Source organism: Oerskovia jenensis (assembly GCF_016907235.1).
GTDB classification, from domain to species: Bacteria; Actinomycetota; Actinomycetes; order Actinomycetales; family Cellulomonadaceae; genus Oerskovia; species Oerskovia jenensis.
This window is the reverse complement of the sequence record NZ_JAFBBO010000001.1, coordinates 1,502,590-1,524,775: the sequence shown is the minus strand read 5'-3', so window position 1 is coordinate 1,524,775 and position 22,186 is coordinate 1,502,590. Positions and strand designations below refer to the sequence as shown.

General features: G+C 73.0%; 25 protein-coding genes. 16 read left to right on the top strand and 9 right to left on the bottom strand.

Going from position 1 to position 22,186, the window contains the following annotated elements:
• Positions 1-24: 24 nt before the first annotated feature.
• Complete coding sequence (locus JOD49_RS06835) at positions 25-756, top strand: hypothetical protein (RefSeq protein ID WP_205306503.1); 732 nt, start codon at positions 25-27, stop codon at positions 754-756.
• Between the two features lie 57 nt (positions 757-813).
• On the opposite strand, the gene JOD49_RS06830 is transcribed toward JOD49_RS06835, so the two are convergent.
• Complete coding sequence (locus JOD49_RS06830) at positions 814-1,485, bottom strand: potassium channel family protein (protein WP_205306502.1); 672 nt, start codon at positions 1,483-1,485, stop codon at positions 814-816.
• 80 nt (positions 1,486-1,565) lie between these two features.
• Entirely contained in the window at positions 1,566-2,942 is a 1,377-nt protein-coding gene (locus tag JOD49_RS06825; RefSeq protein ID WP_205306501.1) for a TrkH family potassium uptake protein, read from the bottom strand.
• A gap of 284 nt (positions 2,943-3,226) precedes the next feature.
• Between JOD49_RS06825 and JOD49_RS06820 the strand changes: the two genes are divergently transcribed.
• Positions 3,227-4,423 carry an acetoin utilization protein AcuC gene (locus tag JOD49_RS06820; RefSeq protein WP_307822427.1) on the top strand — a complete coding sequence of 399 codons (1,197 nt, stop codon included), beginning with the start codon at positions 3,227-3,229 and terminating at the stop codon, positions 4,421-4,423.
• Between the two features lie 230 nt (positions 4,424-4,653).
• Positions 4,654-4,752, top strand: coding sequence for a 30S ribosomal protein bS22 (locus JOD49_RS06815; RefSeq protein ID WP_003792170.1), 99 nt, complete (start codon positions 4,654-4,656; stop codon positions 4,750-4,752).
• Positions 4,753-4,953: 201 nt separating this feature from the next.
• Here the strand turns inward: JOD49_RS06815 and JOD49_RS06810 are convergent, their stop codons facing one another.
• Positions 4,954-5,763 carry an HAD family hydrolase gene (locus JOD49_RS06810; protein WP_205306500.1) on the bottom strand — a complete coding sequence of 270 codons (810 nt, stop codon included), beginning with the start codon at positions 5,761-5,763 and terminating at the stop codon, positions 4,954-4,956.
• A 106-nt stretch (positions 5,764-5,869) separates the two neighbouring features.
• Here JOD49_RS06810 and JOD49_RS06805 point away from each other — a divergent pair, with 106 nt between their 5' ends.
• A complete protein-coding gene (locus tag JOD49_RS06805) occupies positions 5,870-6,205 on the top strand; it encodes a glutaredoxin family protein (protein ID WP_307822426.1) in 336 nt (111 codons plus the stop codon).
• Between the two features lie 97 nt (positions 6,206-6,302).
• Positions 6,303-7,004: a redox-sensing transcriptional repressor Rex gene (locus JOD49_RS06800; protein WP_205306499.1), complete on the top strand. Its 702-nt coding sequence runs from the start codon at positions 6,303-6,305 to the stop codon at positions 7,002-7,004.
• 198 nt (positions 7,005-7,202) lie between these two features.
• Here the strand turns inward: JOD49_RS06800 and JOD49_RS06795 are convergent, their stop codons facing one another.
• On the bottom strand, positions 7,203-7,754 hold the full coding sequence (locus JOD49_RS06795; RefSeq protein ID WP_030152037.1) for a YceI family protein: 552 nt from the start codon (positions 7,752-7,754) through the stop codon (positions 7,203-7,205).
• Positions 7,755-7,945: 191 nt separating this feature from the next.
• Between JOD49_RS06795 and JOD49_RS06790 the strand changes: the two genes are divergently transcribed.
• The 7 genes from JOD49_RS06790 to JOD49_RS06760 all read left to right on the top strand — a co-directional run bounded on the left by JOD49_RS06790 (position 7,946) and on the right by JOD49_RS06760 (position 14,990).
• A complete protein-coding gene (locus JOD49_RS06790; protein WP_205306498.1) occupies positions 7,946-8,455 on the top strand; it encodes a MarR family winged helix-turn-helix transcriptional regulator in 510 nt (169 codons plus the stop codon).
• A 91-nt stretch (positions 8,456-8,546) separates the two neighbouring features.
• Positions 8,547-9,236, top strand: a complete 690-nt coding sequence (locus JOD49_RS06785) for a histidine phosphatase family protein (protein ID WP_205306497.1) — start codon at positions 8,547-8,549, stop codon at positions 9,234-9,236.
• A 52-nt stretch (positions 9,237-9,288) separates the two neighbouring features.
• The gene (locus JOD49_RS06780; RefSeq protein ID WP_205306496.1) at positions 9,289-9,906 is read left to right on the top strand and encodes a TlpA family protein disulfide reductase; all 618 of its coding nucleotides are present in this window, start codon (positions 9,289-9,291) and stop codon (positions 9,904-9,906) included.
• 3 nt (positions 9,907-9,909) lie between these two features.
• Positions 9,910-10,734 carry a cytochrome c biogenesis CcdA family protein gene (locus tag JOD49_RS06775; RefSeq protein ID WP_205306495.1) on the top strand — a complete coding sequence of 275 codons (825 nt, stop codon included), beginning with the start codon at positions 9,910-9,912 and terminating at the stop codon, positions 10,732-10,734.
• A complete protein-coding gene (gene resB / locus JOD49_RS06770) occupies positions 10,734-12,617 on the top strand; it encodes a cytochrome c biogenesis protein ResB (RefSeq protein WP_205306494.1) in 1,884 nt (627 codons plus the stop codon). The genes JOD49_RS06775 and resB overlap by 1 nt, the downstream gene beginning before the upstream one ends.
• Positions 12,614-13,573, top strand: a complete 960-nt coding sequence (gene ccsB / locus JOD49_RS06765) for a c-type cytochrome biogenesis protein CcsB (protein WP_205306493.1) — start codon at positions 12,614-12,616, stop codon at positions 13,571-13,573. The genes resB and ccsB overlap by 4 nt, the downstream gene beginning before the upstream one ends.
• Positions 13,574-13,679: 106 nt before the next feature.
• Positions 13,680-14,990, top strand: coding sequence for an LCP family protein (locus tag JOD49_RS06760; protein ID WP_307822425.1), 1,311 nt, complete (start codon positions 13,680-13,682; stop codon positions 14,988-14,990).
• 173 nt (positions 14,991-15,163) lie between these two features.
• Here JOD49_RS06760 and JOD49_RS06755 read toward each other — a convergent pair whose 3' ends face one another.
• A complete protein-coding gene (locus JOD49_RS06755; RefSeq protein WP_205306492.1) occupies positions 15,164-15,643 on the bottom strand; it encodes a PLD nuclease N-terminal domain-containing protein in 480 nt (159 codons plus the stop codon).
• 90 nt (positions 15,644-15,733) lie between these two features.
• Between JOD49_RS06755 and JOD49_RS06750 the strand changes: the two genes are divergently transcribed.
• Positions 15,734-16,057, top strand: coding sequence for a DUF4229 domain-containing protein (locus JOD49_RS06750; protein ID WP_239526009.1), 324 nt, complete (start codon positions 15,734-15,736; stop codon positions 16,055-16,057).
• Here JOD49_RS06750 and JOD49_RS06745 read toward each other — a convergent pair.
• On the bottom strand, positions 16,054-16,923 hold the full coding sequence (locus JOD49_RS06745; protein ID WP_205306490.1) for a 1,4-dihydroxy-2-naphthoate polyprenyltransferase: 870 nt from the start codon (positions 16,921-16,923) through the stop codon (positions 16,054-16,056). The genes JOD49_RS06750 and JOD49_RS06745 overlap by 4 nt on opposite strands.
• Before the next feature lie 10 nt (positions 16,924-16,933).
• Positions 16,934-18,157 carry an AMP-binding protein gene (locus JOD49_RS06740; protein WP_205306489.1) on the bottom strand — a complete coding sequence of 408 codons (1,224 nt, stop codon included), beginning with the start codon at positions 18,155-18,157 and terminating at the stop codon, positions 16,934-16,936.
• An 82-nt stretch (positions 18,158-18,239) separates the two neighbouring features.
• Here JOD49_RS06740 and JOD49_RS06735 point away from each other — a divergent pair, with 82 nt between their 5' ends.
• Positions 18,240-19,289 (top strand): DUF3048 domain-containing protein, encoded by a 1,050-nt coding sequence (locus tag JOD49_RS06735; protein WP_239526007.1) that lies wholly within the window; start codon positions 18,240-18,242, stop codon positions 19,287-19,289.
• On the opposite strand, the gene JOD49_RS06730 is transcribed toward JOD49_RS06735, so the two are convergent.
• The gene (locus JOD49_RS06730; RefSeq protein WP_205306487.1) at positions 19,282-19,932 is read right to left on the bottom strand and encodes an RBBP9/YdeN family alpha/beta hydrolase; all 651 of its coding nucleotides are present in this window, start codon (positions 19,930-19,932) and stop codon (positions 19,282-19,284) included. The genes JOD49_RS06735 and JOD49_RS06730 overlap by 8 nt on opposite strands.
• A 186-nt stretch (positions 19,933-20,118) precedes the next feature.
• Between JOD49_RS06730 and JOD49_RS06725 the strand changes: the two genes are divergently transcribed.
• The gene (locus tag JOD49_RS06725; protein ID WP_205306486.1) at positions 20,119-20,370 is read left to right on the top strand and encodes a hypothetical protein; all 252 of its coding nucleotides are present in this window, start codon (positions 20,119-20,121) and stop codon (positions 20,368-20,370) included.
• Between the two features lie 4 nt (positions 20,371-20,374).
• Here JOD49_RS06725 and JOD49_RS06720 read toward each other — a convergent pair whose 3' ends face one another.
• Positions 20,375-21,340: a 1,4-dihydroxy-2-naphthoyl-CoA synthase gene (locus tag JOD49_RS06720; protein ID WP_205306485.1), complete on the bottom strand. Its 966-nt coding sequence runs from the start codon at positions 21,338-21,340 to the stop codon at positions 20,375-20,377.
• Positions 21,341-21,556: 216 nt separating this feature from the next.
• Between JOD49_RS06720 and JOD49_RS06715 the strand changes: the two genes are divergently transcribed.
• On the top strand, positions 21,557-22,162 hold the full coding sequence (locus tag JOD49_RS06715; protein ID WP_205306484.1) for a TetR/AcrR family transcriptional regulator: 606 nt from the start codon (positions 21,557-21,559) through the stop codon (positions 22,160-22,162).
• Positions 22,163-22,186: the final 24 nt, after the last annotated feature.

Genomic DNA, 22,186 nt, shown 5'->3' with positions numbered 1-22,186 from the left:
TGGAAGCGACAAGGGAGTGCGTACGTGCGATTCGTGGACCCACGGGCAGCAGCGCGCCCGCTCGTCGGTACGGCCGGGGTGTCCCTGCTGGTGGTGGCGCTGCTCGTCGGCGCGGCTCCCGCCACGGCGAACCCCGCAGACCCGTCCGGCGGTGATCCGCAGGGCATCGGCCTCCAGGTGGACGTCTCCGGGGTCACCAGCCAGTCGCAGGTCGACGTCGACGCCGGGAACGCGGTCCCCGGCGGGGCGCTCGGCGTCCGTGGGTCGGGGCTCGTGCCCCTCACGCCCTACGACGTCCACCTGCACTCCGCCTACGCGCCCCCCGTCCGGCTCGCCACCGCCATCTCCCTCGCCGACGGCACGTTCGGGCTCTCGACGCTCATGCCCGACACGGTCCAGCCCGGGACGCACGTCGTGCGCGTGACCGACCCCGTGACCGGGGTCTACCTCGACACCGCGGCGTTCGAGGTGCGTGCCGCTCCGGAGCCCGGCGGCGGCCCGGGCGGGACGGATCCCACCCCGGGCGTGATCCCGGGAACGGGGGCCGGGAGCGGCTCGGGCGAGCGCGACCTCGCGGCCACGGGTCCTCTCCCGCAGCGACCTGCCACGGGGGCAGGCGTGGAGGCCGAGGGCGGGCTCGCGTTCACCGGCGCGACCCTCGTCGGCACGGTCGCTGCCGCGGGAGCGCTCGTCGTCACGGGTGCGGTGGTGGCCACGGGCGCGGCCCGACGACGGCGACGCGCGCGCACGACCTGAGCGGCGCCGTCGGGCCGCGGAACGCCCGGCGACGCGGACGCCCGGCGAGCGAAGCCCTCAGGGGCGCGCCGCGAACCGCTCCAGCAGCTCCGCGTGCCCCGAGACGATGAGCAGGTCGTTCGCCGAGATGCGCGTGCTCGGCTCGGCGTACACGAAGTCCTGGCCCGGGGACTTCACGCCGATGATCGTCACGCCGTAGCGCTCGCGGACCTTCGTCTGCGCGATCGTGAAGCCCTGCGTCTCCTTCGGGGGGCGCATCTTGACGATCGTGAAGCCGTCCTCGACCTCGATGTAGTCGAGCAGCTTGCCCGAGACCAGGTGCGCGACGCGGCTGCCGGCGTCGGCCTCCGGGAACACCACGTGGTGCGCGCCGATGCGCTGCAGGATGCGCCCGTGCTCGGCCGAGATGGCCTTGGCCCAGATCTGCGGCGTGCCCAGGTCCACCAGGTTGCCCGTGATGAGCACGCTCGCCTCGAGCGACGTGCCCACCCCGACCACGGCCACGGGGAAGTCGCGAGCGCCGAGCTGCTCGAGGGCGGTCGGGTTCGAGGCGTCGGCCTCCACGAGGGGGATCTGGCCCGACCACTGCGCGATGAGCTCGGGGGAGCGCTCGACCGCGAGCACGTCCTGACCGAGCCGGTCGAGCGTCGCCGCGATCGCGGACCCGAACCGGCCGAGGCCGATCACGAGCACGCCCGCGTTCTTCTCGGGGGCCTTCTTGTCGGGCACCTTGGGGGCCTTTCGTCGGGAGGATTCTGGGGGAGCCCGTGCAGGGCCGTGGGCCGCAGCGGGTGGTCTGGTCGGCCCGGTCAGCCGATGATCGGGCGTTCCTCGGGATAACGGATGACGCGTCGCCGGTCACGCAGCGCGAGCGCGGCCGCCAGGGTCATGGTCCCGGTACGACCGATGAACATCAACACGACGAGCACGTACTTGCCCGCCGTCGGCAGGTCGGCGGTCACGCCGGTCGACAGGCCCACGGTCGCGAACGCCGAGATGGTCTCGAAGAGGATCACGTCGAGCGTCCACCCGGTGATCTCCAGCAGGAGCAGGCTCGAGACGAGCACGGTCGTGGCCCCGATGAACGACACGGCGACCGCGAGGCGCAGGGTCTCGCGCGGGACGCGGCGCCCGAACGCCTCGAGGTCGCGGTCGCCGCGGGCCTCCGAGACGATCGCGAGCAGCATGACGGCGAGCGTCGTGACCTTGATGCCGCCCGCGGTCGAGGCGCTGCCACCTCCGACGAACATGAGCGCGTCGGTGATGAGCCAGCTCGACTCGTGCATGCCGTTGATGTCGATCGTCGAGAAGCCCGCCGACCGTGGCATGACCCCGGCGAACAGCGACGCCAGGACCTTCTCGTTGAGGCTCAGCGGGCCCAGCGTCTTCGCGTTGGTCCACTCGAACGCCGCGAACAGGACGACCGCGACGACCACGAGGATCGCGCTCGTCGAGAGGGTCAGCTTGGTGTGCAGGCTCCACTTCGAGGCGCGCCGGCGGTTGCGCATGACGTTGAGGATCACGGGGAAGCCGAGCGAGCCGATGAACACCCCGATGATGATCGGCATGAGCAGCATCCAGTCGCCCACGTAGGGGGTGAGCCCTTCGGCCGTGGGGATGAAGCCCGCGTTGTTGAACGCCGAGATCCCGTAGAACAGCCCGTGCCAGGCCGCCTCGCCGAACGACTCCTCGAGCACGATGAAGCGGGGCAGCAGCAGGAGGGCGATGGTCAGCTCGATGGTCGTCGAGGTGATGATGACGACCCGGACGAGCGAGCCGACCTCGCCGAGCCGCGTCGTCTTGGTCTCCGACGCGGTGAGCAGCTTCTGCGTCAGCCCGATGCGTCGCGAGACGGCCATGCCGAGGATCGAGGCGAGCGTCATGACGCCCAGGCCGCCGACCTTGATGCCCACGAGGATCACGACCTGCCCGTACGTGGACCAGTACGTCCCCGTCGGGACGACCACGAGGCCCGTCACGCACACGGCCGACGTCGCCGTGAAGAGCGCGTCGACGAACGGCGCCGACTTCCCGGACGTCGTGGCCCAGGGCGCCATGAGGAGCAGCGTGAACAGCGAGATCACGGCCGCGAAGACCGTCACCGCGAGGCGCGCGGGGGAGTGGCGGGCGAGGCGGTCGATCAGCTCGCGACCGGCGAAGAAACGCCCGGAGACGCCCTGGGCCATCGGTCCTCCGTCTCCCTGTCCGTGCGTCCTCGTCCGGGTGGACGGGTGGCGCCGGGGCCCCTGCGGGACCGAACCGGTCGCCGTGCGTGCCGATGTGTCGCCCAACTCTGCCACAGGACGGCCGCTGCTCACCGGCTGAACCGCGGGGCGCCGTCGGGCCGTGCGGGGGATACCGTGTCTCCTGCCCGCCAGCGTCGCCGCCACGCGCCGCGGTGCGGGACCGTGCGTCGGGCACCGACCGCACGGACCGACGAGCTGGGCGACCACCGGACCGAGGAGCGCACGTGACCGAGCCAGACACCGTGCCGTTCGCCGCCCAGGTGGTGTGGAGCCCGGACCTGCTGGGGTACGACTTCGGGCACGGGCACCCCATGTCCCCCACACGGCTCGACCTGACCATGCGCCTCGTGCGCGCCCTGGGCCTGCTCGACGCGCCCGGTGTCGAGGTCGTCGGGACCTCGCCCGCGTCGGACGCCGTGCTCGGCCTGGTCCACGACCCCGCCTACGTCGCCGCGGTCCACGCGGCCTCGGAGCACGGCGTCGAGGACCCGGCCCTGGGGCTGGGCACCGAGGACGACCCGGTCTTCGCAGGCATGCACGAGGCCGCGGCCCGCATCCTGTCCGGGTCGTACGAGGCCGCGGGGGCCGTGTGGTCGGGGCGCGCGCTGCACGCCGTCAACATCGCGGGGGGCATGCACCACGCCCAGCGCGGGGCGGCGTCGGGCTTCTGCATCTACAACGACGCCGCGGCCGCGGTCCGGCGCCTGCTCGACGACGGCGCCGAGCGCGTCGCGTACGTCGACCTCGACGCGCACCACGGCGACGGCGTCGAGTCGATGTTCTGGGACGACCCGCGGGTGCTGACCGTCTCGGTGCACCAGAGCGGTGCGACCCTGTTCCCCGGCACGGGGCACGCCACGGACACGGGCGGCGCGGGGGCGGGCGGTACGGCCGTGAACGTCGCCCTGCCGCGCCGCACCGACGGCTCGCGCTGGCTGCGGGCCGTCGACGCCGTCGTGCCGCCCGTGCTGCGGGCCTTCCGTCCGCAGGTCCTGGTGTCCCAGCACGGGTGCGACGCGCACGGCCACGACCCGCTGAGCGACCTCGACGTGAGCGTCGACGCGCAGCGCGCGGCCGTGCACTGGATCCACGAGCTCGCGCACGAGCTCGCCGGCGGCCGATGGGTCGCCCTGGGTGGCGGGGGCTACTCGGTCACGTCGGTCGTCCCGTACGCCTGGTCGAACGTCGTGGCGGAGGTCGTGCACGCGCCGGTCGCGCCCTCGACCCCCGTCCCGGGGGCGTGGCGGGACCACATCAGCGCGGTCGCGCACCGCGAGACGCCCACGCTCATGGGAGACGGCGACGTCGCCTTCACGCCGTGGGGCAAGGGCTACGACCCGGAGGACGAGGTGGACCGCGCCGTGGTCGCGACCCGCAAGGCCGTCTTCCCGCTGCTGGGACTGGACGCGCACTTCGACTGACCCGCGCCGCGCCGCGCCGGACGTGGGGTCGGGCGAGACGGCACGTCGGTCAGGGGACGGGGATTCCCGCGGCCCGACGACGTCACCCGGCGTCGATTTCGGGCCACCCGCCGGGAGCAGGTAGTCTAGGAGACGGACTTTTTCTCGTGTTGGTCGGTTCCCGATCAGCCGTGGACCACCATTGATCGGGGCGATCCCGATCGCACACCGATCCAGCATTGTGAGGACCCATGGGCTCCGTCATCAAGAAGCGCCGCAAGCGTATGGCCAAGAAGAAGCACCGCAAGCTGCTTCGCAAGACGCGCCACCAGCGTCGCAACAAGAAGTAGCAGCGCTGCGCGGTCACCGCGCAGGCTGTCGCGAGAGCCCGGTACCCCCAGGGGTGCCGGGCTCTTCGCATGCTCGCACCACCCTCGTCGGGCGGCGTGCTCGCCGAGCCGACGCCCGGGCCGGCGTCGCGGGACGGCCCGCGGCGCACGCCCGCCGGGGGTGGGCCGCCGCCAGGTGGCCGCGGCTCACGGCGGGTGGCGTCAGAGGCCCGCGCGGCCCTTGATCGAGCGGCGGATCGAACGCAGCACGAGCCCCAGGACCCACGCGGCACCGGCCCAGCTCGCGGTCTTGAGCCCTCGGCCGGCGACGCGGCGGCGCCTGCCGCGGAACTCGCGGATGGGCCAGCCCACGTCCTTGGCGTGCCGACGCAGCCGCGTGTCGGGGTTGATCGCGCACGGGTGACCCACGGCCTGCATCATGGTCACGTCGTTGAGCGAGTCGCCGTACGCGTAGGAGGCCGACAGGTCGATCCCGTGGAGCTCGGCGAGCTCGCGCACCCCCGCTGCCTTGGCCCGCCCGTGCATCATGTCGCCCACGAGCCGTCCGGTGTAGAGACCCTCCTCGTGCTCGGCGACCGTGCCGAGCGCGCCGGTCGCCCCGAGGCGGCGGGCGATGAGCTGCCCGATCTCGAGGGGGGTCGCGGACACGAGCCACACCTGGTGGCCTGCGGCGATGTGCTCGTCGAGGAGCTTCTGGGTGCCGGGGAAGATCCGCAGCGACAGGACCTGGTCGTAGACCTCCTCGCCGATCGCGACGACCTCGGCGACCGAGCGGCCCGCGACGAGGTCCAGGGCCCGGCTGCGCACCTGGTCGATCTGCCGCTTGTTCTCCCCGAGGAGGAGGTAGCGGGCCTGGTGGAGGGCGAACGTCACGAGGTCCGGCGTGGAGAAGAACCCCCGCTGGTACAGCGCACGGGCCAGATGGAACGAGCTGGCGCCGCGGATGATGGTGTTGTCGACGTCGAAGAAGGCTGCCGTGGGATGGGTGGACCCAGGAGCAGACGTCGGCATGACGTCCACTCTATCGGCGCCCGCAGCCGCCCGCCGACGGCGCTCGCCAGGTGCCGCTGCCGGACGGTCGGCGGGAGGGGGTGTCCGAGATGCGTAGGCTGGGGTCGTGAGCCCCGCAGATCCCTCCGCAGGACAGGTTCCTGAGCCCGCCGTCGGACGTGACGCAGACCAGGCCACGAGTGCGCCCGCGCGTGTCGTGCTCTACGGTCGCGTCGGGTGCCACCTGTGCGAGGCGGCTCGCGAGGTCGTGGGCGCCGTGTGCGCCGACCAGGGTGTGCGCTGGACCGAGGTCGACGTCGACTCCGACCCGTCCGGCGCGCTCGCGGCACAGTACGGTGACTACGTCCCGGTCGTGACCGTGGACGGCGTCCAGCAAGGGTTCTGGCAGGTCGACGGAGCGAGGCTGGCCCGGGCGCTCTCGCGGGGGCGCGCCACTGGCTGACGTTCCGCCGCGGGCGCCGAGCCTGGGATGATCCGAGACAGCAGGACAGCGAGATCGTCAACGATGACGACGACATGACGAAGCATGGGTGGTTCGGGTGGCAGAGACCCTGGGTGATACCGGCATTCCTGGCGCGACCGTGGCGCGGCTCCCCGCGTACCTGCGTGCGCTGCGCGACCTCGAGGGGCGGGGCGTCGAGACGACGTCGTCGACCGAGCTCGCGGAGCTCGCGGGCGTAGGGTCCGCGCAGCTGCGCAAGGACCTGTCCTTCCTGGGCTCCTACGGCACGCGAGGGGTGGGATACGTCGTCGACTCGCTCGCGACCTACATCACGTCCGCGCTGGGCGTCGAGGACGAGCACCGGATCGCGATCGTCGGCATCGGTTCCCTGGGGCACGCTCTCGCGAACTACTCGGGCTACGGCACGCGCGGGTTCGAGGTCGCGGCGCTGCTGGACGCCTCGCCGCACGTCGTGGGCACCGAGGCCGCGGGACTCGTGATCGAGCACGTCGACGCGCTCGAAGAGGTGTTCGCGCGCGAGAACGTCACGATCGTCGTCCTGGCGACCCCGGCGCACGTCGCGCAGGACGTCGCGGAGCGGGTCGTGGCCGCGGGGGTGCGGGAGATCCTGAACTTCGCGCCGCGTGCGCTCCAGCTTCCCGAGGACGTGATCGTGCGGTCGGTCGACGTCGGGAGCGAGCTGCAGATCCTGGCGTTCCACGCGCAGGCCAGGGCGCTCGCGAACCGGGGCGCCGACGGGGCGGGGCACGACCCCGGCGTCGAGGGCACCGGCGCCTAGGGCGGCTGCACGGGCCGTGACCGCACGGCCTCGGTGCGGGGCGCCGTCGGGCCGGCAGGACGCGCGCGAGCAGGCCCGAGCGGAGTCCGGGAGCGCTGCGGACGTCTGGACGGCACAGGAGCCGGCGACCCGTCACGGGTCGCCGGCTCCTGGCGTACCGGCCGCGTCAGGACGCGGGGCCGGTCGGGGGCGAGAGGCTCAGGCCTGCTTGATGGCCGAGAGGTCGAGCGCGATCTTGATCTTGTCGCCGACGAGCACGCCACCGGCCTCGAGGGCCACGTTCCAGGTCAGGCCGAACTCCTTGCGGGAGATCTCGGTCTCGGCCTCGAACCCGGCGCGCGAGTTGCCGTAGGCGTCGACGGCCGTGCCCGTGAACTCGGTCTCGAGCTTGACGGGCTTGGTCACGCCGTTGATGGTCAGGTCGCCCGCGATGACGAAGTCGTCGTCGTCGGCCTCGACCGCGGTCGAGACGAAGTTCCAGGTGGGGTTCTTCTCGGCGTCCCAGAAGTCGGCCGACTGGAGGTGGCCGTCGCGCCCCGCGTCGCCGGTGTTGACGGACTTGGCGTCGATCGCGGCGACGACGTTGGACGACTCGACGTCGTCACCGATGTTCAGCGTGCCCTCGGCGATCGCGAGCGAGCCGCGGACCTTGGAGATGCCTGCGTGGCGGACCGTGAAGGTCGCCTGCGAGTGCGAGGGGTCGATCGCGTAGGTGCCTGCGGTCAGTCCGGCGGGGAGGTTCGTGGCCATGGATGTCTCCTGAAGGGTCGAGTTGCGTTGCGTCAGGCGCGCCGTCGACGTGCCATTAGTTGAAGATTCAACTTCATACGAACGCATCAACGCAAGCCCCCGTCCCTCTATTCCCTGTCGAGCGGACGTGTTCCCGGATGGGAGACTGAGGCGTTGTTCGGACGGTGGGGGCGTGAGCGATGAAGGCGGAGATGACGGTTCAGCAGGACAGGCGCACGGTCGCGCCGCAGGACGCACCCTGGCTCGACGAGGCGCAGCAGCACTCGTGGCGCCAGTACCTCGACGGAACGGCCCGGTTCGTCGAGTCCCTGAGCAGGGACCACGAGGAGCACTCGGCGCTCACGCTCGGCGAGTACGAGCTGCTCGTGCGGCTCTCCGAGGCCGACGACCACACCATGCGCATGTCGGCCCTCGCCGACGGGCTCGCGCGGTCCCGGTCCCGCGTGACGCACACCGTCCATCGCATGGAGGCGCGGGGCCTCGTCCGGCGCTCCGCGAGCGAGACCGACCGTCGCGGTGTGAACTGCGTCATGACCGACGCGGGCTACGCCGAGCTCGTCGCCTCCGCCCCCGCGCACGTGCGGGCGGTGCGCCGCTTCATGGTCGACGTCCTGACCCCCGAGCAGTTCCGCAACCTCGGCGAGGCCATGGCCGCGATCGCCGAGGCCTGCCGCCTCGCGGACGAGGCGTCACCGCAGTAGTGGCTCCCGAGGGCCCGGGGCGGACACGCTGTGTCCGGGAGCACGCCGTCCGCGTGCACCGCGCGGGCAGAACTTTGGGACACTGGACCCCATGGTCGCAACCACGGTCCACCTCATGCGTCACGGTGAAGTCTTCAACCCGGACGGCATCCTCTACGGTCGAATCCCCGGCTACCACCTCTCGGAGCTCGGGCACACCATGGCGCGTCGCGTCGCGGGGCACCTGGCGGGCAAGCCCGCCGAGGGGGCGCCTGCGCTGCCCGACGACGTCGCTCCCGAGCCCTTCGACGTCGCCCTGGTCATCGCCTCCCCGCTCCAGCGGGCGCAGGAGACCGCGACCCCCGTTGCCGAGGCCTTCGGGCTGCCGCTCGGGACGGACGAGCGTCTCATCGAGGCGGGCAACCACTTCGAGGGGATGAAGTTCGGCGTGGGCGACGGCTCGCTGCGCCACCCGGGCCACTGGCCCTACCTCTGGAACCCCATGCGCCCCTCGTGGGGCGAGCCCTACAAGCAGCAGGTCGCGCGCATGCACGCCGCGATCCACGACGCCCGGGCCCAGGCCGAGGGGCGCGAGGTCGTGCTGGTGAGCCACCAGCTCCCCATCTGGATCTCCCGTCTGGCCTTCGAGGGCAAGCGCCTGTGGCACGACCCGCGCAACCGGCAGTGCTCGCTCGCGTCGCTCACGTCGCTGCGCTTCGACGGCGACCGCCTCGTGGGCATCCACTACACCGAGCCGGTCGCCGACCTGCTGCCCGGGGCCGCGAAGGTCTCGGGCGCGTGAGACACCAGCCGCTTCTCAGGTTGTGCACAGGCAGGTGGGAGACAGTGCTGCCATGATCCGCCCCTCCCGTGCCCGGCATGGTCGCGCCCGCGCGACCTCCGGGATCGTCGCCCTCGTCTCGATCGGCCTGGTCCTGTCCGCCTGCTCCCAGGAGTCGGGGGCCACGAGCCCCGACGACGTCGTGGGCCAGGGCTACGTCTCGGGCGACGGCTCGGTCAAGACGTGGGACGTCTCCGACCGGGACGAGCCCGTGGTCCTGACCGGCACGGACTTCGAGGGCGGCGCGGTCGACACCTCGCAGTGGCTGGGCGACGTCGTCGTCATCAACACCTGGTACGCGGCGTGCGCCCCGTGCCGGGCCGAGGCGCCGGACCTGGTCGCGCTCGCGAACGACCGCGGACCCGAGGGCGTGCACCTGCTCGGCATCAACAGCACCGACGACGCCGGGGCCGCGCTCGCGTTCGAGCGCACGTTCGAGGTGCCCTACCCCTCGATCGAGGACACGCGCGGCGAGGCCATCGCGGCGCTCGAGGGCTCCGTCCCGCTCCAGGCGGTGCCGACGACCGTCGTGCTCGACCGTGAGGGCCGGGTCGCCGCGCGCGTCATCGGGCGCGCCGAGGGCTCGACGCTCGGCGCTCTCGTCGACGACCTGCTCGCAGAGAGCGCCTGAGACATGGGCCCCCTCTCGTTCGCCGCGGACGTCGGCAGCACGTTCGCCACGACCGCGTTCTCCGGCTCGATGCTGCTCGCCGTGCCGGTCGCGATCCTCGCGGGACTCGTGTCGTTCGCCTCGCCCTGCGTCCTGCCCCTCGTGCCAGGCTACGTCGGCTACGTGAGCGGGCTCGCGGCGACCAACGCAGGGACGGTCGGCACCCGTGCGGGTGGCGGAGGCACCGCCCTGAAGACGGCCCGGACCACCGGGCGCTGGCGCGTCGTGACCGGGGTGGGCCTGTTCGTCGCGGGCTTCACGCTCGTGTTCGTGCTGCTCATGGTCGCCGCGGGCGCCATCGGGGTCCACGTCAAGGAGTGGGAGGACGTCATCACGCGCGTCCTCGGGGTCGTCGTGATCCTCATGGGCTTCGCGTTCATGGGGGCCGTGCCGTTCCTCCAGCGCGACCGCCGCCTGCACCTGAGCCCCACCGCCGGACTCTGGGGCGCCCCGCTGCTCGGCATCGTGTTCGGCCTCGGCTGGGCGCCCTGCATCGGCCCGACCCTCACGGCCGTCATGGCCCTCTCGCTCGACGAGGCCACCGTGGGACGTGGAGCGATCCTCGGGATCGCCTACAGCCTGGGCCTGGGCATCCCGTTCCTGCTCATCGGGATCGGGCTCGAGCGCTCCAAGAAGGCCGTGGCCTTCCTCCGGCGCCACCGCGTCGCGATCATGCGCATCGGCGGCGGCATGCTCATCCTCATCGGCCTGGCCCTCGTGACGGGCGTCTGGGGCACCTGGACCGCGCGCCTCAGCGGGCTCATCACCGGCTTCGAGACGGTGATCTGATGAGCGACAAGGACCTGTACCGCCCCGAGGGCATCGACGACGCCTACAGCCACCCCGAGCCCGAGGCGGGCACCCCCGAGGGAGACACCGCTCCCGGGAGCGGCGCGACGCCGTCGGGCCGCACGCGGGGGGCCACCTCCCCGGACACCGACACCCTCGCCGCGGCCACCCCGGCCCCGCAGCTCCCCGCGCTCGGCCTGCGCGGCAGCCTGCGCTGGACCTGGCGCCAGGTGACGAGCATGCGCGTCGCGCTCATGCTGCTCATGCTGCTCGCCGTCGCGGCCGTCCCCGGCTCGGTGCTGCCCCAGCGGCCCCAGGACCCCGCCGCGGTCCTGACGTACCTGCAGGACAACCCCGGCACGGGGGAGTGGCTCGACCGGCTGGGCTTCTTCGACGTCTACGCCTCGGTGTGGTTCTCGGCGATCTACATCCTGCTGTTCATCTCGCTCGTGGGCTGCATCCTGCCCCGCACCGCGGCGCACCTGCGGGCCGTGCGCAACCGCCCGCCGCGCACCCCGCGCCGGTTCGACCGCTTCCCGGCCAAGGCCGGGTCCACGAGCACCGCGACGCCCGACGAGGTCGTGGACGCGGCGACGAAGCACCTGCGCGGACGACTGCGCTGGCTGCCGACGTTCCGCGTCGACGTGGGGGTCGAGCCCGCCGACCCGGCCCGCGGCCTGCCCGAGCGGCGCACGGTCGCAGCCGAGCGCGGCTACCTGCGCGAGACCGGGAACCTCGTGTTCCACCTGTCCCTGCTCGGGCTCCTCGTGGCCGTCGCCACGGGCCAGCTCCTGCACTTCCGCGGCCAGGCGATCATCACCGAGGGGCGCGGGTTCGCGAACGCGGTCGTCGACTACGACACGTTCGAGAACGGCTCGCTGTTCAGCCCCTCCTCGCTCGTCCCGTTCTCCATGACCCTCGACTCGTTCGACGCGCAGTTCGCCATGGACGACGTGGCCTACGCCCAGTCGCGCGACTTCACGGCCAGCGTCACGGTGCGCAACCCCGACGGCACCTCCGAGCAGGAGCAGATCAAGGTCAACCACCCCATCGTCGCGGGCGGCGCCAAGATCTACCTCCAGGGCAACGGCTACGCGCCCGAGATCACGATCCACGACGCCGAGGGCCAGGTCGCGTTCGCCGGCCGGGTGCCGTTCCTGCCCGAGGACACCATGTACACCTCGCGTGGCGTCGTGAAGGTCCCGGACACGTCGCCCGGGCTCGACCAGATCGGGCTGGTCGGGTACTTCCTGCCCACGGCCGAGGTCGACGAGGTGGGGGCGCGCTCCGTCTTCCCCCAGCCCATCAACCCCCTGCTCGTCCTCGAGGTCTACCGGGGGGACCTGGGGCTCGACGAGGGCCTCCCGCAGAACGTGTACCGCCTCGACACGGACACGCTCACGCCCTCGGTCGACGCCGAGGGAGAGCGGGTCCGGGTGCTCGTCGCCCCGGGCGAGACCGTCGACCTGCCCGACGGCCTGGGCACCATCACGCTCGCCGGGGGCGAGGTCCCGCGCTACGTCGCGCTCGACCTGCGTCACGACCCGGCGCTCGTCTGGATCCTCGTCTTCGCGCTCGGCGCGCTCGGCGGGCTCGCCGTCTCGCTGTTCACACCGCGTCGCCGCATCTGGATGCGCGTGTGGAGCGAGGAGGCGTCCGACGGCGCCGCGCCCGAGCGGCGTACCGTCGTGAGCGTCGCGGGACTCGCCCGCGGCGACGACGCCGGGCTCCAGGGCGAGGTCGACCGTCTGGTCGAGTCACTGCCCGGCACACCGCCCACGACCGACCCACCCGCGGAGCGCCCCGCCGCTCCGCGCACCACGTCCTCCCCCCGCTCCACCGGTCGGGCTCGCGCCGACCGACCACGAAAGGCTGACCGATGACCGTTGCCGACCTGAGCTCCGACCTGGTGTGGGCGGCAGCGACCGCCCTCACGGTCGCGTTCGTCGCGTTCGCGATCGACCTGTCCCGGCTGGGGGCCAAGGAACCGGTCCCGGCGTCGTCCGACGCGACCGCCGACGGTGACGCACCTGTCGCCGTGGCCGTGGCCACGTCCCCCAAGCCGGCCTCGCGCAAGGCCGCGGGCATCGGCATCTCGACGGGCTGGCTCGGGACCGTCCTGCTGCTCGCCGCGATCGTGACCCGTGGCATCGCGGCGGGCCGCGCACCGTGGGCCAACATGTACGAGTTCACGCTCGTCGGCGCGTTCGTCGCGATGGCCGTCTTCCTCGGCGTGAGCCTGCGCCGAGACGTCCGGTTCCTCGGCGCGTTCGTCACCGGGCTCGCGGTGCTCTTCCTCGTCGTCGCGCAGAACTCCTTCTTCCTCGCGGCGACCGGTGTCAGCCCGGCCCTGCAGTCGTACTGGCTCGTCATCCACGTCGGCGTCGCGATCATCGCCACGGGCATCTTCACGGTCGCGTTCGTGATGTCCTCGATCCAGCTCCTGCGCGACTCCCGCGAGAACGGCAACGGGTTCCTGGGCCACCCGGCCTGGCGCTGGCTCGACACGACGCCGCGGCCCGCGCAGCTCGAGGCGCTGAGCTTCCGGCTCAACGCGGTCGCGTTCGTGCTGTGGACCTTCACGATCATCGGTGGCGCGATCTGGGCCGAGCACGCCTGGGGGCGCTACTGGGGCTGGGACCCCAAGGAGGTCTGGAGCTTCGTCGTGTGGGTCGTGTACGCGGCCTACCTGCACGCCCGCACCACGCGTGGCTGGTCCGGGCGGCGCGCGGCGTACTTCGTGCTCGTGGGCTATGCGTGCGTGCTGTTCAACTTCACGGGCGTCAACCTGATCTTCAACGGCAAGCACTCGTACTCGGGCATCACGACGCAGGAGTGAGCGTCGTGGACCGGCAGCGGTCAGCGCGCGACCTTCACAGCACTTCGACAAGTTCGCGGTGCGACGTCCCCCGGACGAGACCGTGGCCCCGCTAGCGTGGCCCCTCGTGAGAGAAGCACGAGGGGGACGCAGAGAGGTCGGCACCGACGGCGGTACGAGCGAGGACGACAGGTCGGCACCGGGCTCCGACGCGGTGCGTCACGTCCGGTCACGGCGTGAGCACCGTGTTCTCCGGGTCGTCGGGCTCGTCACGACGGCGGTGCTCGCGTTCGGGATCTCCGGTGCGGCCGCGGTCCTCGTCAAGACGCTCGGGAACGTCGAGCAGGTCGACAACAAGGAGCTCGTCGCCCCCGAGGCGGAGCGTCCCCCGGCCCCGGTGCCCGACCCCGAGGACCCGCTCGCCGGGCTGCCCGTGAACCTGGTGCTGATCGGCTCGGACGACCGGTCCGGTGCGAACGAGGCGATCGGTGGTGCCGAGGACGGCATGCGCTCGGACACGACCATGCTCCTGCACGTCTCGGCCGACCGGTCGAGGGTCGAGCTGATCTCGATCCCGCGCGACCTGAGGATCGCCATCCCGTCGTGCACGGTCACGGGCGGCGGGACGACGCAAGCATCGTCCCAGGCGACGTTCAACGAGGCGTTCTCGCGGGGATGGGTCGGGGGCAAGGACCTCGCGTCGGCCGCGACGTGCACGCAGATGACGGTCGAGAAGATGTCCGGGGTACGGACGGACGGGTTCATGGCCGTCGACTTCGCGGGCTTCCAGACCATGGTCGACGCGCTCGACGGGGTGCCGATGTGCATCCCCGAGGACATGGACGACAAGGACTCGAACCTGCACCTGGCCGCGGGCACGCAGACCCTCACGGGCGCACAGGCCCTGGCGCTCGCCCGCGCCCGCCACGGGTTGAGCGACGGGTCCGACACCTACCGCATGGGTCGCCAGCAGGCGCTGCTCGCGGCGATGACGAAGTCGGTCCTGTCCCAGAACATCCTCACGGACCTGCCCAACCTGCTCCAGTTCCTGGACGCCGCGACGAGCTCGCTCTCGATCAGCGGGGGAGTGGACCTCAAGGGGCTCGCGTTCTCGCTGCGATCGGTGCGTCCGGACGCCGTGACGTTCCTGACGATCCCGTCGGGCCCGCTGCCGTCCAACCCCAACCGGGTCGTCCTGAGCGCCGACGCGGCCGACGTGTGGGCACGAGTCCTCGCGGACCAGCCCGTCGTCCCCGAGGCGACCGCGCCCGACGCGCCGGCCGAGCCCACGACGCCCCAGTCGCCGAGCGCCCCCGCTGCCGACCCGGCGGTCCCGGCGACGCCGACGAACCCCGAGCAGGGGACGCCGGTCGACCCACTCGCGGACCGCAAGCCCGGCAAGGCGATCACCTCGGCGGACGCCAAGGCGGCGTGCTGACCGGCTGACCGGGAGCGCGACCGGCGCGCGCCTGCGGTCCAGGAGTCGGCCGCGTGCCGCGTGCCGCGTGCCGCGTGCCGCCTGACGCCTGACGGCAGGCGGTCCGAGGGGATGCCTGGACGCGGCCAGGAGGGGACGCCACCAGGAGGGCCCGCCGCCAGTTGTGCTCGCCGCTAGGAGGGTTCGCCGCTGCCCGCCGACGGCGTGCCGGGTGCCCCGTCGGTCTCCCCGGGCGAGGACTTGCGGGTGGTGTCGTCCTCCGAGGAGCCGGGTCCGGGGCCCGGCGTGCCCTCGGCGGCGGGACCCGCCGTCGGGCCGGTGTCCTCACCGCGCGCCTCACGGCGTCGCTGCTGCTCGAGCTTCCACAGGAAGTCCGGGTCGTCGTCGGGGGCCAGCGGTGCCGCGGGCCGCCGACGGGCGCCGGGACGAACCCGACCCGGGGCGGGGGAGCCGGCCGCGGTCGCGTGCCGCGCGCGTTGCGTGCGGGAGACGAGGATCCAGGCGAGCGGCCCCACGAAGGGCAGGAAGATGATCATCACGATCCACAGACCCTTGGGGATCCCGCTCCGGTCGTTCTCGTCGCTCGTGGCGCAGTCGGAGAGGGCGTAGACCGCGAGGCCTACGGCGAGCAGGGTCAGCAGGACGCGGGACATGACCCCAGCCTATGCGTCCTGGCAACCGGGCGGCACGAGAGGGGCCGGTTCGGTGCACCCAGGTCGGGCGCCTACCCTGGACGGGTGCCTATGGTCATCTACTCCGCGCTGCGCCTGGCGATCTTCGCGGTCCTCTTCGTCGTCCTGTACGCCCTGAACCTGGGTCACTGGGTCGTGTGCGCGGTCATCGCGGCCGTCCTGGCGTTCCTGGTCTCCTACCTCGCGCTGCGCGGTCCGCGCGAGCGGGCCGCCCAGTACCTCGCCGACCGCTCCGCGCGGCGCAAGGCCACGGGCGAGCAGTTCTCGCGCGAGATCGAGGACGACGCGGCGTTCGAGGACGCTGCCGTCGAGGCCGCGGACACGGCCGCGGAGCGCGCCGACCGTCCGGGGCGCACCCAGGCCCCGAACGCCTAGAGCGCGAGCCCCAGGCCCAGCAGCACCCCGTACCCGAGCTCGAACATCCCGGTCCCCGCGAGGACCGGGACGAGGAGCGGGCCACGGGCCCCGGCGATCACGGGCAGGGTCAGCAGCACCGCGGGCAGCAGCAGGAGCAGCACGAGCAGCGACCACGGCGCCGCGAACGCGCACACCAAGCCCAGCAGGAGCGGGACCCAGATCATGGCGACGTACGCGCGCCGGGCACGGAAGTCGCCGAGGCGCACGGCGACGGTGCGCTTTCCCGCGAGCACGTCCGTGGGGATGTCCCGGACGTTGTTGATCATCAGGAGCGCGCACGCGAGCAGGCCCACGGCCACGGCCCCGACCCCCGCGACCCACGTCACGCGGCCGGCCTGCGTGTAGGTGGTGCCCAGGACCGCGACGAGCCCGAAGAACACGAACACCCCGACCTCCCCGAGCCCCCGGTACCCGTAGGGGTTCTTGCCGCCCGTGTAGAACCAGGCCGCGACGATCGCGAGCGCCCCGACGGCCAGGAGCCACCAGTGCCCCGTGAGAGCCACGAGGCCCAGACCCAGCACCGCCGCGACGCCGAAGCACGCGAAGGCCGCGTTGCGCACCTGGGACGCGAGCGCCGCTCCCGACGCGGTGAGCCGCATGGGCCCGACGCGGTCGACGTCCGTCCCGCGCACCCCGTCCGAGTAGTCGTTCGCGTAGTTCACCCCGACCTGGAGCGCGAGCGCGACGCCGAGCGCCAGGAGGGCGGGCCAGAACGCGAAGGAGTCGACCTGGGCGGCAGCGCCCGAGCCGACGAGGACGGGTGCGGCAGCCGCGGGGAGGGTGCGCAGGCGTGCGCCTGCGACCCATTCGGCTGAGGTGGCCATGGTGCTCCGTTCAGTGGGTGCGTGGTGCGGTGCGGGTGGCGAGGTCGGTCACGGCCGCCCGGTCGATCTTGCCCGGCCCACGGCGAGGCAGGGCCGCGACGACGAGCACGTCGCGGGGTGCGGCGGGCGGTCCCAGCGTAGTCGTGACCGCGTCGCGGGCCCTGGCCAGCAGCGCCCCGTCCCTCGCCGGGGCGTCGTGGACGTCGCCCGCGACCTCGACGACCGCGACGATCCGTTGCCCCCACTCCGGGTCCGGCACCCCGACGACGCAGACCTCACCGAGCCGGTCGCTGCCCGTGAGCGCCGCGGCGAGCACGGCCTCGACCGCTGCCGGCGCCACGTTGACCCCGCCGGTCACGATGACGTCGTCCGCGCGTCCGATCACCGTCAGGACGCCGTCCGGGTCGAGCGAGCCCAGGTCGCTCGTCCGGAACCACGTCGACCCGTCGGGGCCGGTGCGGAAGGTCTCGGCCGTGAGCGCCTCGTCGCCGAGGTACCCCGTGGCCAGCACGGGACCCGAGATCTCCACGACCCCGACGGCCCCGGCGGGCAGCGACCGCCCGGACGACCCGTCGACGACCCGCACCCGGACGCCCGCGAGCGCGACGCCGTCGTACACGCAGCCGCCGCTCGTCTCGGTCATGCCGTAGGTCGTCACGACCCGGGCACCGGCCTCGTGCGCTCCGGCGAGGAGCACGGGCGACGCCGCTGCGCCGCCGAGGAGGATCGCGTCGAACGAGCGCAGCGCGTCGAGCGCGGCCTCGGCGCCCGGGCCGGCGTCGGGGTGGAGCAGCCGGTGGAGCTGGGTCGGGACGAGCGAGACGTACCGGCGGTCCCCGTCCATGCGGGCGGCGGCAGCGGCGAAGCCGCTCGCGGTGAACGGGACGTCGAGGTCCGCGGTGACGAGCTCGGTCCCGGCGACGACCGACCGCAGGACCACCTGGAGGCCGGCCACGTGCGTGGGGGGCAGGGTCAGGAGCCACTGAGCGTCCCCGCCGAGGCGCTCGTGCGTCGCGCGCGCCGACGCGACGAGGGCCGTCGCGCTCAGGGCGACCTCGCGGGGCAGCCCCGTCGAGCCCGAGGTCCGCAGCACGAGGGCCGTCCCCTCGGGGAGCGGCCCCGAGAACGCGAGCGGCGAGGGTGCGAACGCCGGTCCGCGCCCGGTGAGGGCGTCGGAGACCGCGGCCCTCAGGTCCGTGACGTCAGCAGGTGCGGGTCCGTCGGCGCGTGGCATCCCTCCAGCGTAGATCGAGCCGTAGTGTGACGAGGAACCAGCAGGATCGACGAGCGTGAGGGCAGGGATGAACAGGGTGAGGATGTCGCGGGCGGGGTGGGCCGCGACCGTGGTGGCAGGGCTGCTGGTGGTCGCGGGCTGCGGCAGCGGCGCGCCGACGGGTGCCCCGACGAAGACCGTCGCAGCCGCCGTCGACGCGGCCAAGGGATCCCCGCCCGCGCCCGTCGTGCCCCTCGCATGGCCGCTCACCGGGGTCCCCGCCGAGGCCGTGGACGCTCGACCGGCCGTGGCGGTCAAGATCGAGAACCTCCCTGCGGCCCGCCCCCAGACCGGTCTGGACCAGGCCGACATGGTCTGGGAGGAGGTGGTCGAGGGCGGGATCACCCGGTTCGTGGCGGTGTTCCACTCGCAGGTGCCGGAGACCGTCGGGCCCATCCGGTCCGTGCGCCCCATGGACCCGTCGATCTTCGGTCCGACAGTGGGCGTCCTGGTCTACAGCGGTGGTCAGCCGCCCTTCGTCGCGGCGGTCGGCGACGCGGGCCTCCAGTCGATCGTCCACGACGAGGGCGACGACGGGTTCTTCCTCAAGAAGGGCAAGCGCGCGCCGCACAACCTGTACGGCACCATGGACGACTTCTTGTCGCAGGTGGAGGAGGACCGCGAGGCCCCGCCCGTGCAGTTCGCGCACACCCGGAACCCGGGGCAGGGCACCGCGACGGTGGCGGGGGCGCCGTTCGCGCTGCTCGACGTCAAGCTGACGCACTCGAGCCGGGCCCAGTGGCAGTGGGGGACCGCGGAGAACGCCTTCCTCCGCAGCGAGGGCACGACCCCGGCGGTCACGCCCGAGGGCGCGCGCCTCGCCGCGGCGAACGTGGTCGTGCTGAGCGTCGAGATGGTCAACACGAAGTTCGTGGACCCGGCGGGCACCCCGGTCCCCGAGACCAAGCTCGTCGGCACGGGGGAGGGGCTCGTGGCGAGCGGTGGCAAGCAGGTCGCGGTGACGTGGTCCAAGGAGTCGGTGACCGCTCCGCTCGTCCTCACCGGGCCCGACGGCGCGCCCGTCCTGCTGGAGCAGGGCGTGACCTGGGTCGAGCTCGTCCCGCGCGGGTCCGGGAGCTACGCGGTCAGCTGAGCCGCGTTCCGGGACGCTCGACGGTCCAGCTGTCCAGGACGTCCTCGAGGGCAGGCAACCGGTCGAACCCCCCTCGTGCGACGAAGTGCCCGGCGCCCGCGACGACCGTCAGGTCGGCGTCGAGGAGGCGGGCGAGCGTCTCGGTGAGGGACCGGGGGACGACCGGGTCGTCGTCGGCGACGACGACGTGACGCCGCAGGGTGCGGGCCGCGACGGCGTCCGGGTCGAGGGGCCGCGCGACGAAGTGGTCGACCTCGGGGATGCCGGGGACCTCCTCGCAGAAGCCTGCGACCAGGGCGAGGCCGCCGAGCCGCCAGTCGTCCTGGCGGGCCGCGAGGTGCTGGAGGATGCTGACGCATCCCAAGCTGTGCCCCACGAGCACGGTGCCCTGGTCGACGGCCCCGACGGCGACCGCGAGGGTCGAGAGCCAGGTGTCGAGGTCGGGGGCCTGGGAGTCCGGCAGGTCGGGGACCACGACCTCGACGCCGCGGGGTGCGTAGCGGTCGCGGACGGCCCCGAACCAGTGGCTGGCGGCCGTGGCGCCCAGACCGTGCACGACCACGATCCGGGTCACGGGCGGGTGCGCATCGAGGGGGAGGGAGGCGGTGCGGCCGGTCGCCGCGGCGTCGTCGAGGGCGGTCATGCCCGGTACGGTATCGCCTGCCGCGAGACCCGTGCGGGCCCACGTGTCGGGGTGCTCCCCGATCCGCGTGGATGCCTCTCATCCTCCCGGGGGACGGTGCGCTCACCCCTGAGGCTGACCACGAGGGCGCGAGGTCGAGCCGCTGGGCCGATGTGGCGACCGTCGGCTCTGCGGGAACGTAGAGGCATGGCAACGATGAACCCCACCCAGAGCCCGTTCGAGCCCACGTCCACGGTGACCCCGTACCCGCCCTCGATCGCCCCCACCCGTCCCGCGCTGCGCGCCGAGGACCCGGACGACGAGACCGGGGCACGTCCGGCCGCGTCGGTCGGCCCCGTCGTCGTCTCGATCGTCCTGCTGTTCGGCCTGGCCGTCGCGGTGGCCTTCGCGGGCCGCGGCATCGTCGAGATGCTCAGCGGCTTCGCGACCGGTTCCTGACCCGTCAGAAGTAGTACGGGAAGTCGTCCCACTGCGGGTCGCGGCGTTCGAGGAACGCGTCGCGTCCCTCGACGGCCTCGTCGGTCATGTAGGCCAGGCGCGTGGCCTCGCCGGCGAAGACCTGCTGCCCCGCGAGCCCGTCGTCCGCGAGGTTGAACGCGAACTTGAGCATGCGGATCGCCTGCGGCGACTTGGTCGCGATGATCCGGGCGTACTCGAGCGCGAGGGGCTCGAGGTCCGCGTGGTCCGCGACCTCGTTCACGGCGCCCCACTCGTACGCGTCCTGGGCCGAGTACTCGCGGGCGAGGAAGAACACCTCCCGGGCGCGCTTCTGTCCGACCTGCCGGGCGAAGAGCGCCGAGCCGTAGCCCGCGTCGAACGAGCCCACGTTGGCGTCGGTCTGCTTGAACCGGGCGTGCTCGCGGCTCGCGATCGACAGGTCCGCGACGACGTGGAGCGAGTGCCCGCCGCCCGCGGCCCAGCCGTTGACGACCGCGACGACGACCTTGGGCATGGTGCGGATGAGGCGCTGCACCTCGAGGATGTGGAGCCGCCCTGCCTTGGCCGGGTCGATCGCGTCGGCCGTCTGGGCGTCCTCGCTCGTCGTGTACCGGTACCCGTCCCGGCCGCGGATGCGCTGGTCGCCGCCCGAGCAGAACGCCCAGCCGCCGTCCTTGGCCGAGGGGCCGTTGCCCGTCAGGAGGACGGTGCCGACGTCGGAGGTCATGCGCGCGTGGTCGAGGACCCGGTAGAGCTCGTCCACGGTGTGGGGACGGAACGCGTTGCGGACCTCGGGGCGGTGGAACGCGACACGGACCACGGGCAGGTCGCGCTCGTGCGCCTCGCCGTCGCGCGTGCCGCGTTCGACGCCGCGGTGGTAGGTGATGTCGGTGAGCCCCTCGAAGCCGGCGACGGTGCGCCAGGCCTGGGGGTCGAACGTCTCGGACACCTGTGCGGGGATGCTGCTCACGACCGCCACCCTAGCCGCCCGCGGGGTCACGGGCTGGGCGCGCACGGCGAGGCCCGTCCTCGTGCCCTACGGTGTGGGGGAGCAGGACCTTGGAGGTCTTGACGGTGATGCCTGCAGTCGTGTAATTCGGTGAAGCCTCATCTGTGCTCAAGATCATGTCGCTGGTCCTCGTCGTGGTGGATCGTCGGCCTCATACCGTCCCGGAGGAAGTCACTGATGGCTCCAGAGTCCGAGAAGCACGTTCCCCGCAGGCAGGCACGAGGCACGCAGCGTCGCGACCTCATCGTGTCGGCCGCCGCCGAGCTCATCCTGCGCGACGGTCCGTCGAGCGTGACGCACCGGTCCGTGGCCGCGCAGGCCGACGTCCCGCTCGCCGCGACGACCTACTACTTCTCGGGACTCGACGACCTGCTCGCCGCGGCGGGGCAGCGCATCGTCCGGGACTGGGCGGAGCGCGCGCAGGCGATCGGCCACGCGGTCGCGGACGCCGTCGCGGACGGCGGGGTCGACGCGCTCAGCACCCGCTCGCGCGCGCTCCTGCTCGTGGACGCCGTGCTCCCGCCCGGGGACCACGGTGAGCTCCTGGGCTTCTACGAGCACGTGGTCAGCGCGGGGCGCAGCCCGGTGCTCGCGTCGGCGTTCGCGCAGGGCAGGGGCGAGCTCGACGTCGTGGTCGACGCCCTGCTCGCCCAGCTCGGTCTGCGGTTCTCCGCGGTCCTGCTGATCGCGGTCGTGGACGGGGCCGCGGTCACGGCCCTGTGCGAGGGGCGCAACGTCCGTGACCTCGCGGTCGACTGCGTCACCGAGCTGCTCGGCGCCTGACGCGGGGGTTCGCACCGCTGCGCG

Bases quoted from the DNA above. Each gene is read 5' to 3' on its own strand.
- JOD49_RS06825 (WP_205306501.1), bottom strand. From the start codon at position 2,942: ATGGCCCAGGGCGTCTCCGGGCGTTTCTTCGCCGGTCGCGAGCTGATC.
- JOD49_RS06815 (WP_003792170.1), top strand. From the start codon at position 4,654: ATGGGCTCCGTCATCAAGAAGCGCCGCAAGCGTATGGCCAAGAAGAAG.
- JOD49_RS06810 (WP_205306500.1), bottom strand. From the start codon at position 5,763: ATGCCGACGTCTGCTCCTGGGTCCACCCATCCCACGGCAGCCTTCTTC.
- JOD49_RS06795 (WP_030152037.1), bottom strand. From the start codon at position 7,754: ATGGCCACGAACCTCCCCGCCGGACTGACCGCAGGCACCTACGCGATC.
- JOD49_RS06790 (WP_205306498.1), top strand. From the start codon at position 7,946: ATGACGGTTCAGCAGGACAGGCGCACGGTCGCGCCGCAGGACGCACCC.
- JOD49_RS06785 (WP_205306497.1), top strand. From the start codon at position 8,547: ATGGTCGCAACCACGGTCCACCTCATGCGTCACGGTGAAGTCTTCAAC.
- JOD49_RS06780 (WP_205306496.1), top strand. From the start codon at position 9,289: ATGATCCGCCCCTCCCGTGCCCGGCATGGTCGCGCCCGCGCGACCTCC.
- JOD49_RS06775 (WP_205306495.1), top strand. From the start codon at position 9,910: ATGGGCCCCCTCTCGTTCGCCGCGGACGTCGGCAGCACGTTCGCCACG.
- resB (WP_205306494.1), top strand. From the start codon at position 10,734: ATGAGCGACAAGGACCTGTACCGCCCCGAGGGCATCGACGACGCCTAC.
- ccsB (WP_205306493.1), top strand. From the start codon at position 12,614: ATGACCGTTGCCGACCTGAGCTCCGACCTGGTGTGGGCGGCAGCGACC.
- JOD49_RS06755 (WP_205306492.1), bottom strand. From the start codon at position 15,643: ATGTCCCGCGTCCTGCTGACCCTGCTCGCCGTAGGCCTCGCGGTCTAC.
- JOD49_RS06750 (WP_239526009.1), top strand. From the start codon at position 15,734: ATGGTCATCTACTCCGCGCTGCGCCTGGCGATCTTCGCGGTCCTCTTC.
- JOD49_RS06745 (WP_205306490.1), bottom strand. From the start codon at position 16,923: ATGGCCACCTCAGCCGAATGGGTCGCAGGCGCACGCCTGCGCACCCTC.
- JOD49_RS06740 (WP_205306489.1), bottom strand. From the start codon at position 18,157: ATGCCACGCGCCGACGGACCCGCACCTGCTGACGTCACGGACCTGAGG.
- JOD49_RS06735 (WP_239526007.1), top strand. From the start codon at position 18,240: ATGTCGCGGGCGGGGTGGGCCGCGACCGTGGTGGCAGGGCTGCTGGTG.
- JOD49_RS06730 (WP_205306487.1), bottom strand. From the start codon at position 19,932: ATGACCGCCCTCGACGACGCCGCGGCGACCGGCCGCACCGCCTCCCTC.
- JOD49_RS06725 (WP_205306486.1), top strand. From the start codon at position 20,119: ATGGCAACGATGAACCCCACCCAGAGCCCGTTCGAGCCCACGTCCACG.
- JOD49_RS06715 (WP_205306484.1), top strand. From the start codon at position 21,557: ATGGCTCCAGAGTCCGAGAAGCACGTTCCCCGCAGGCAGGCACGAGGC.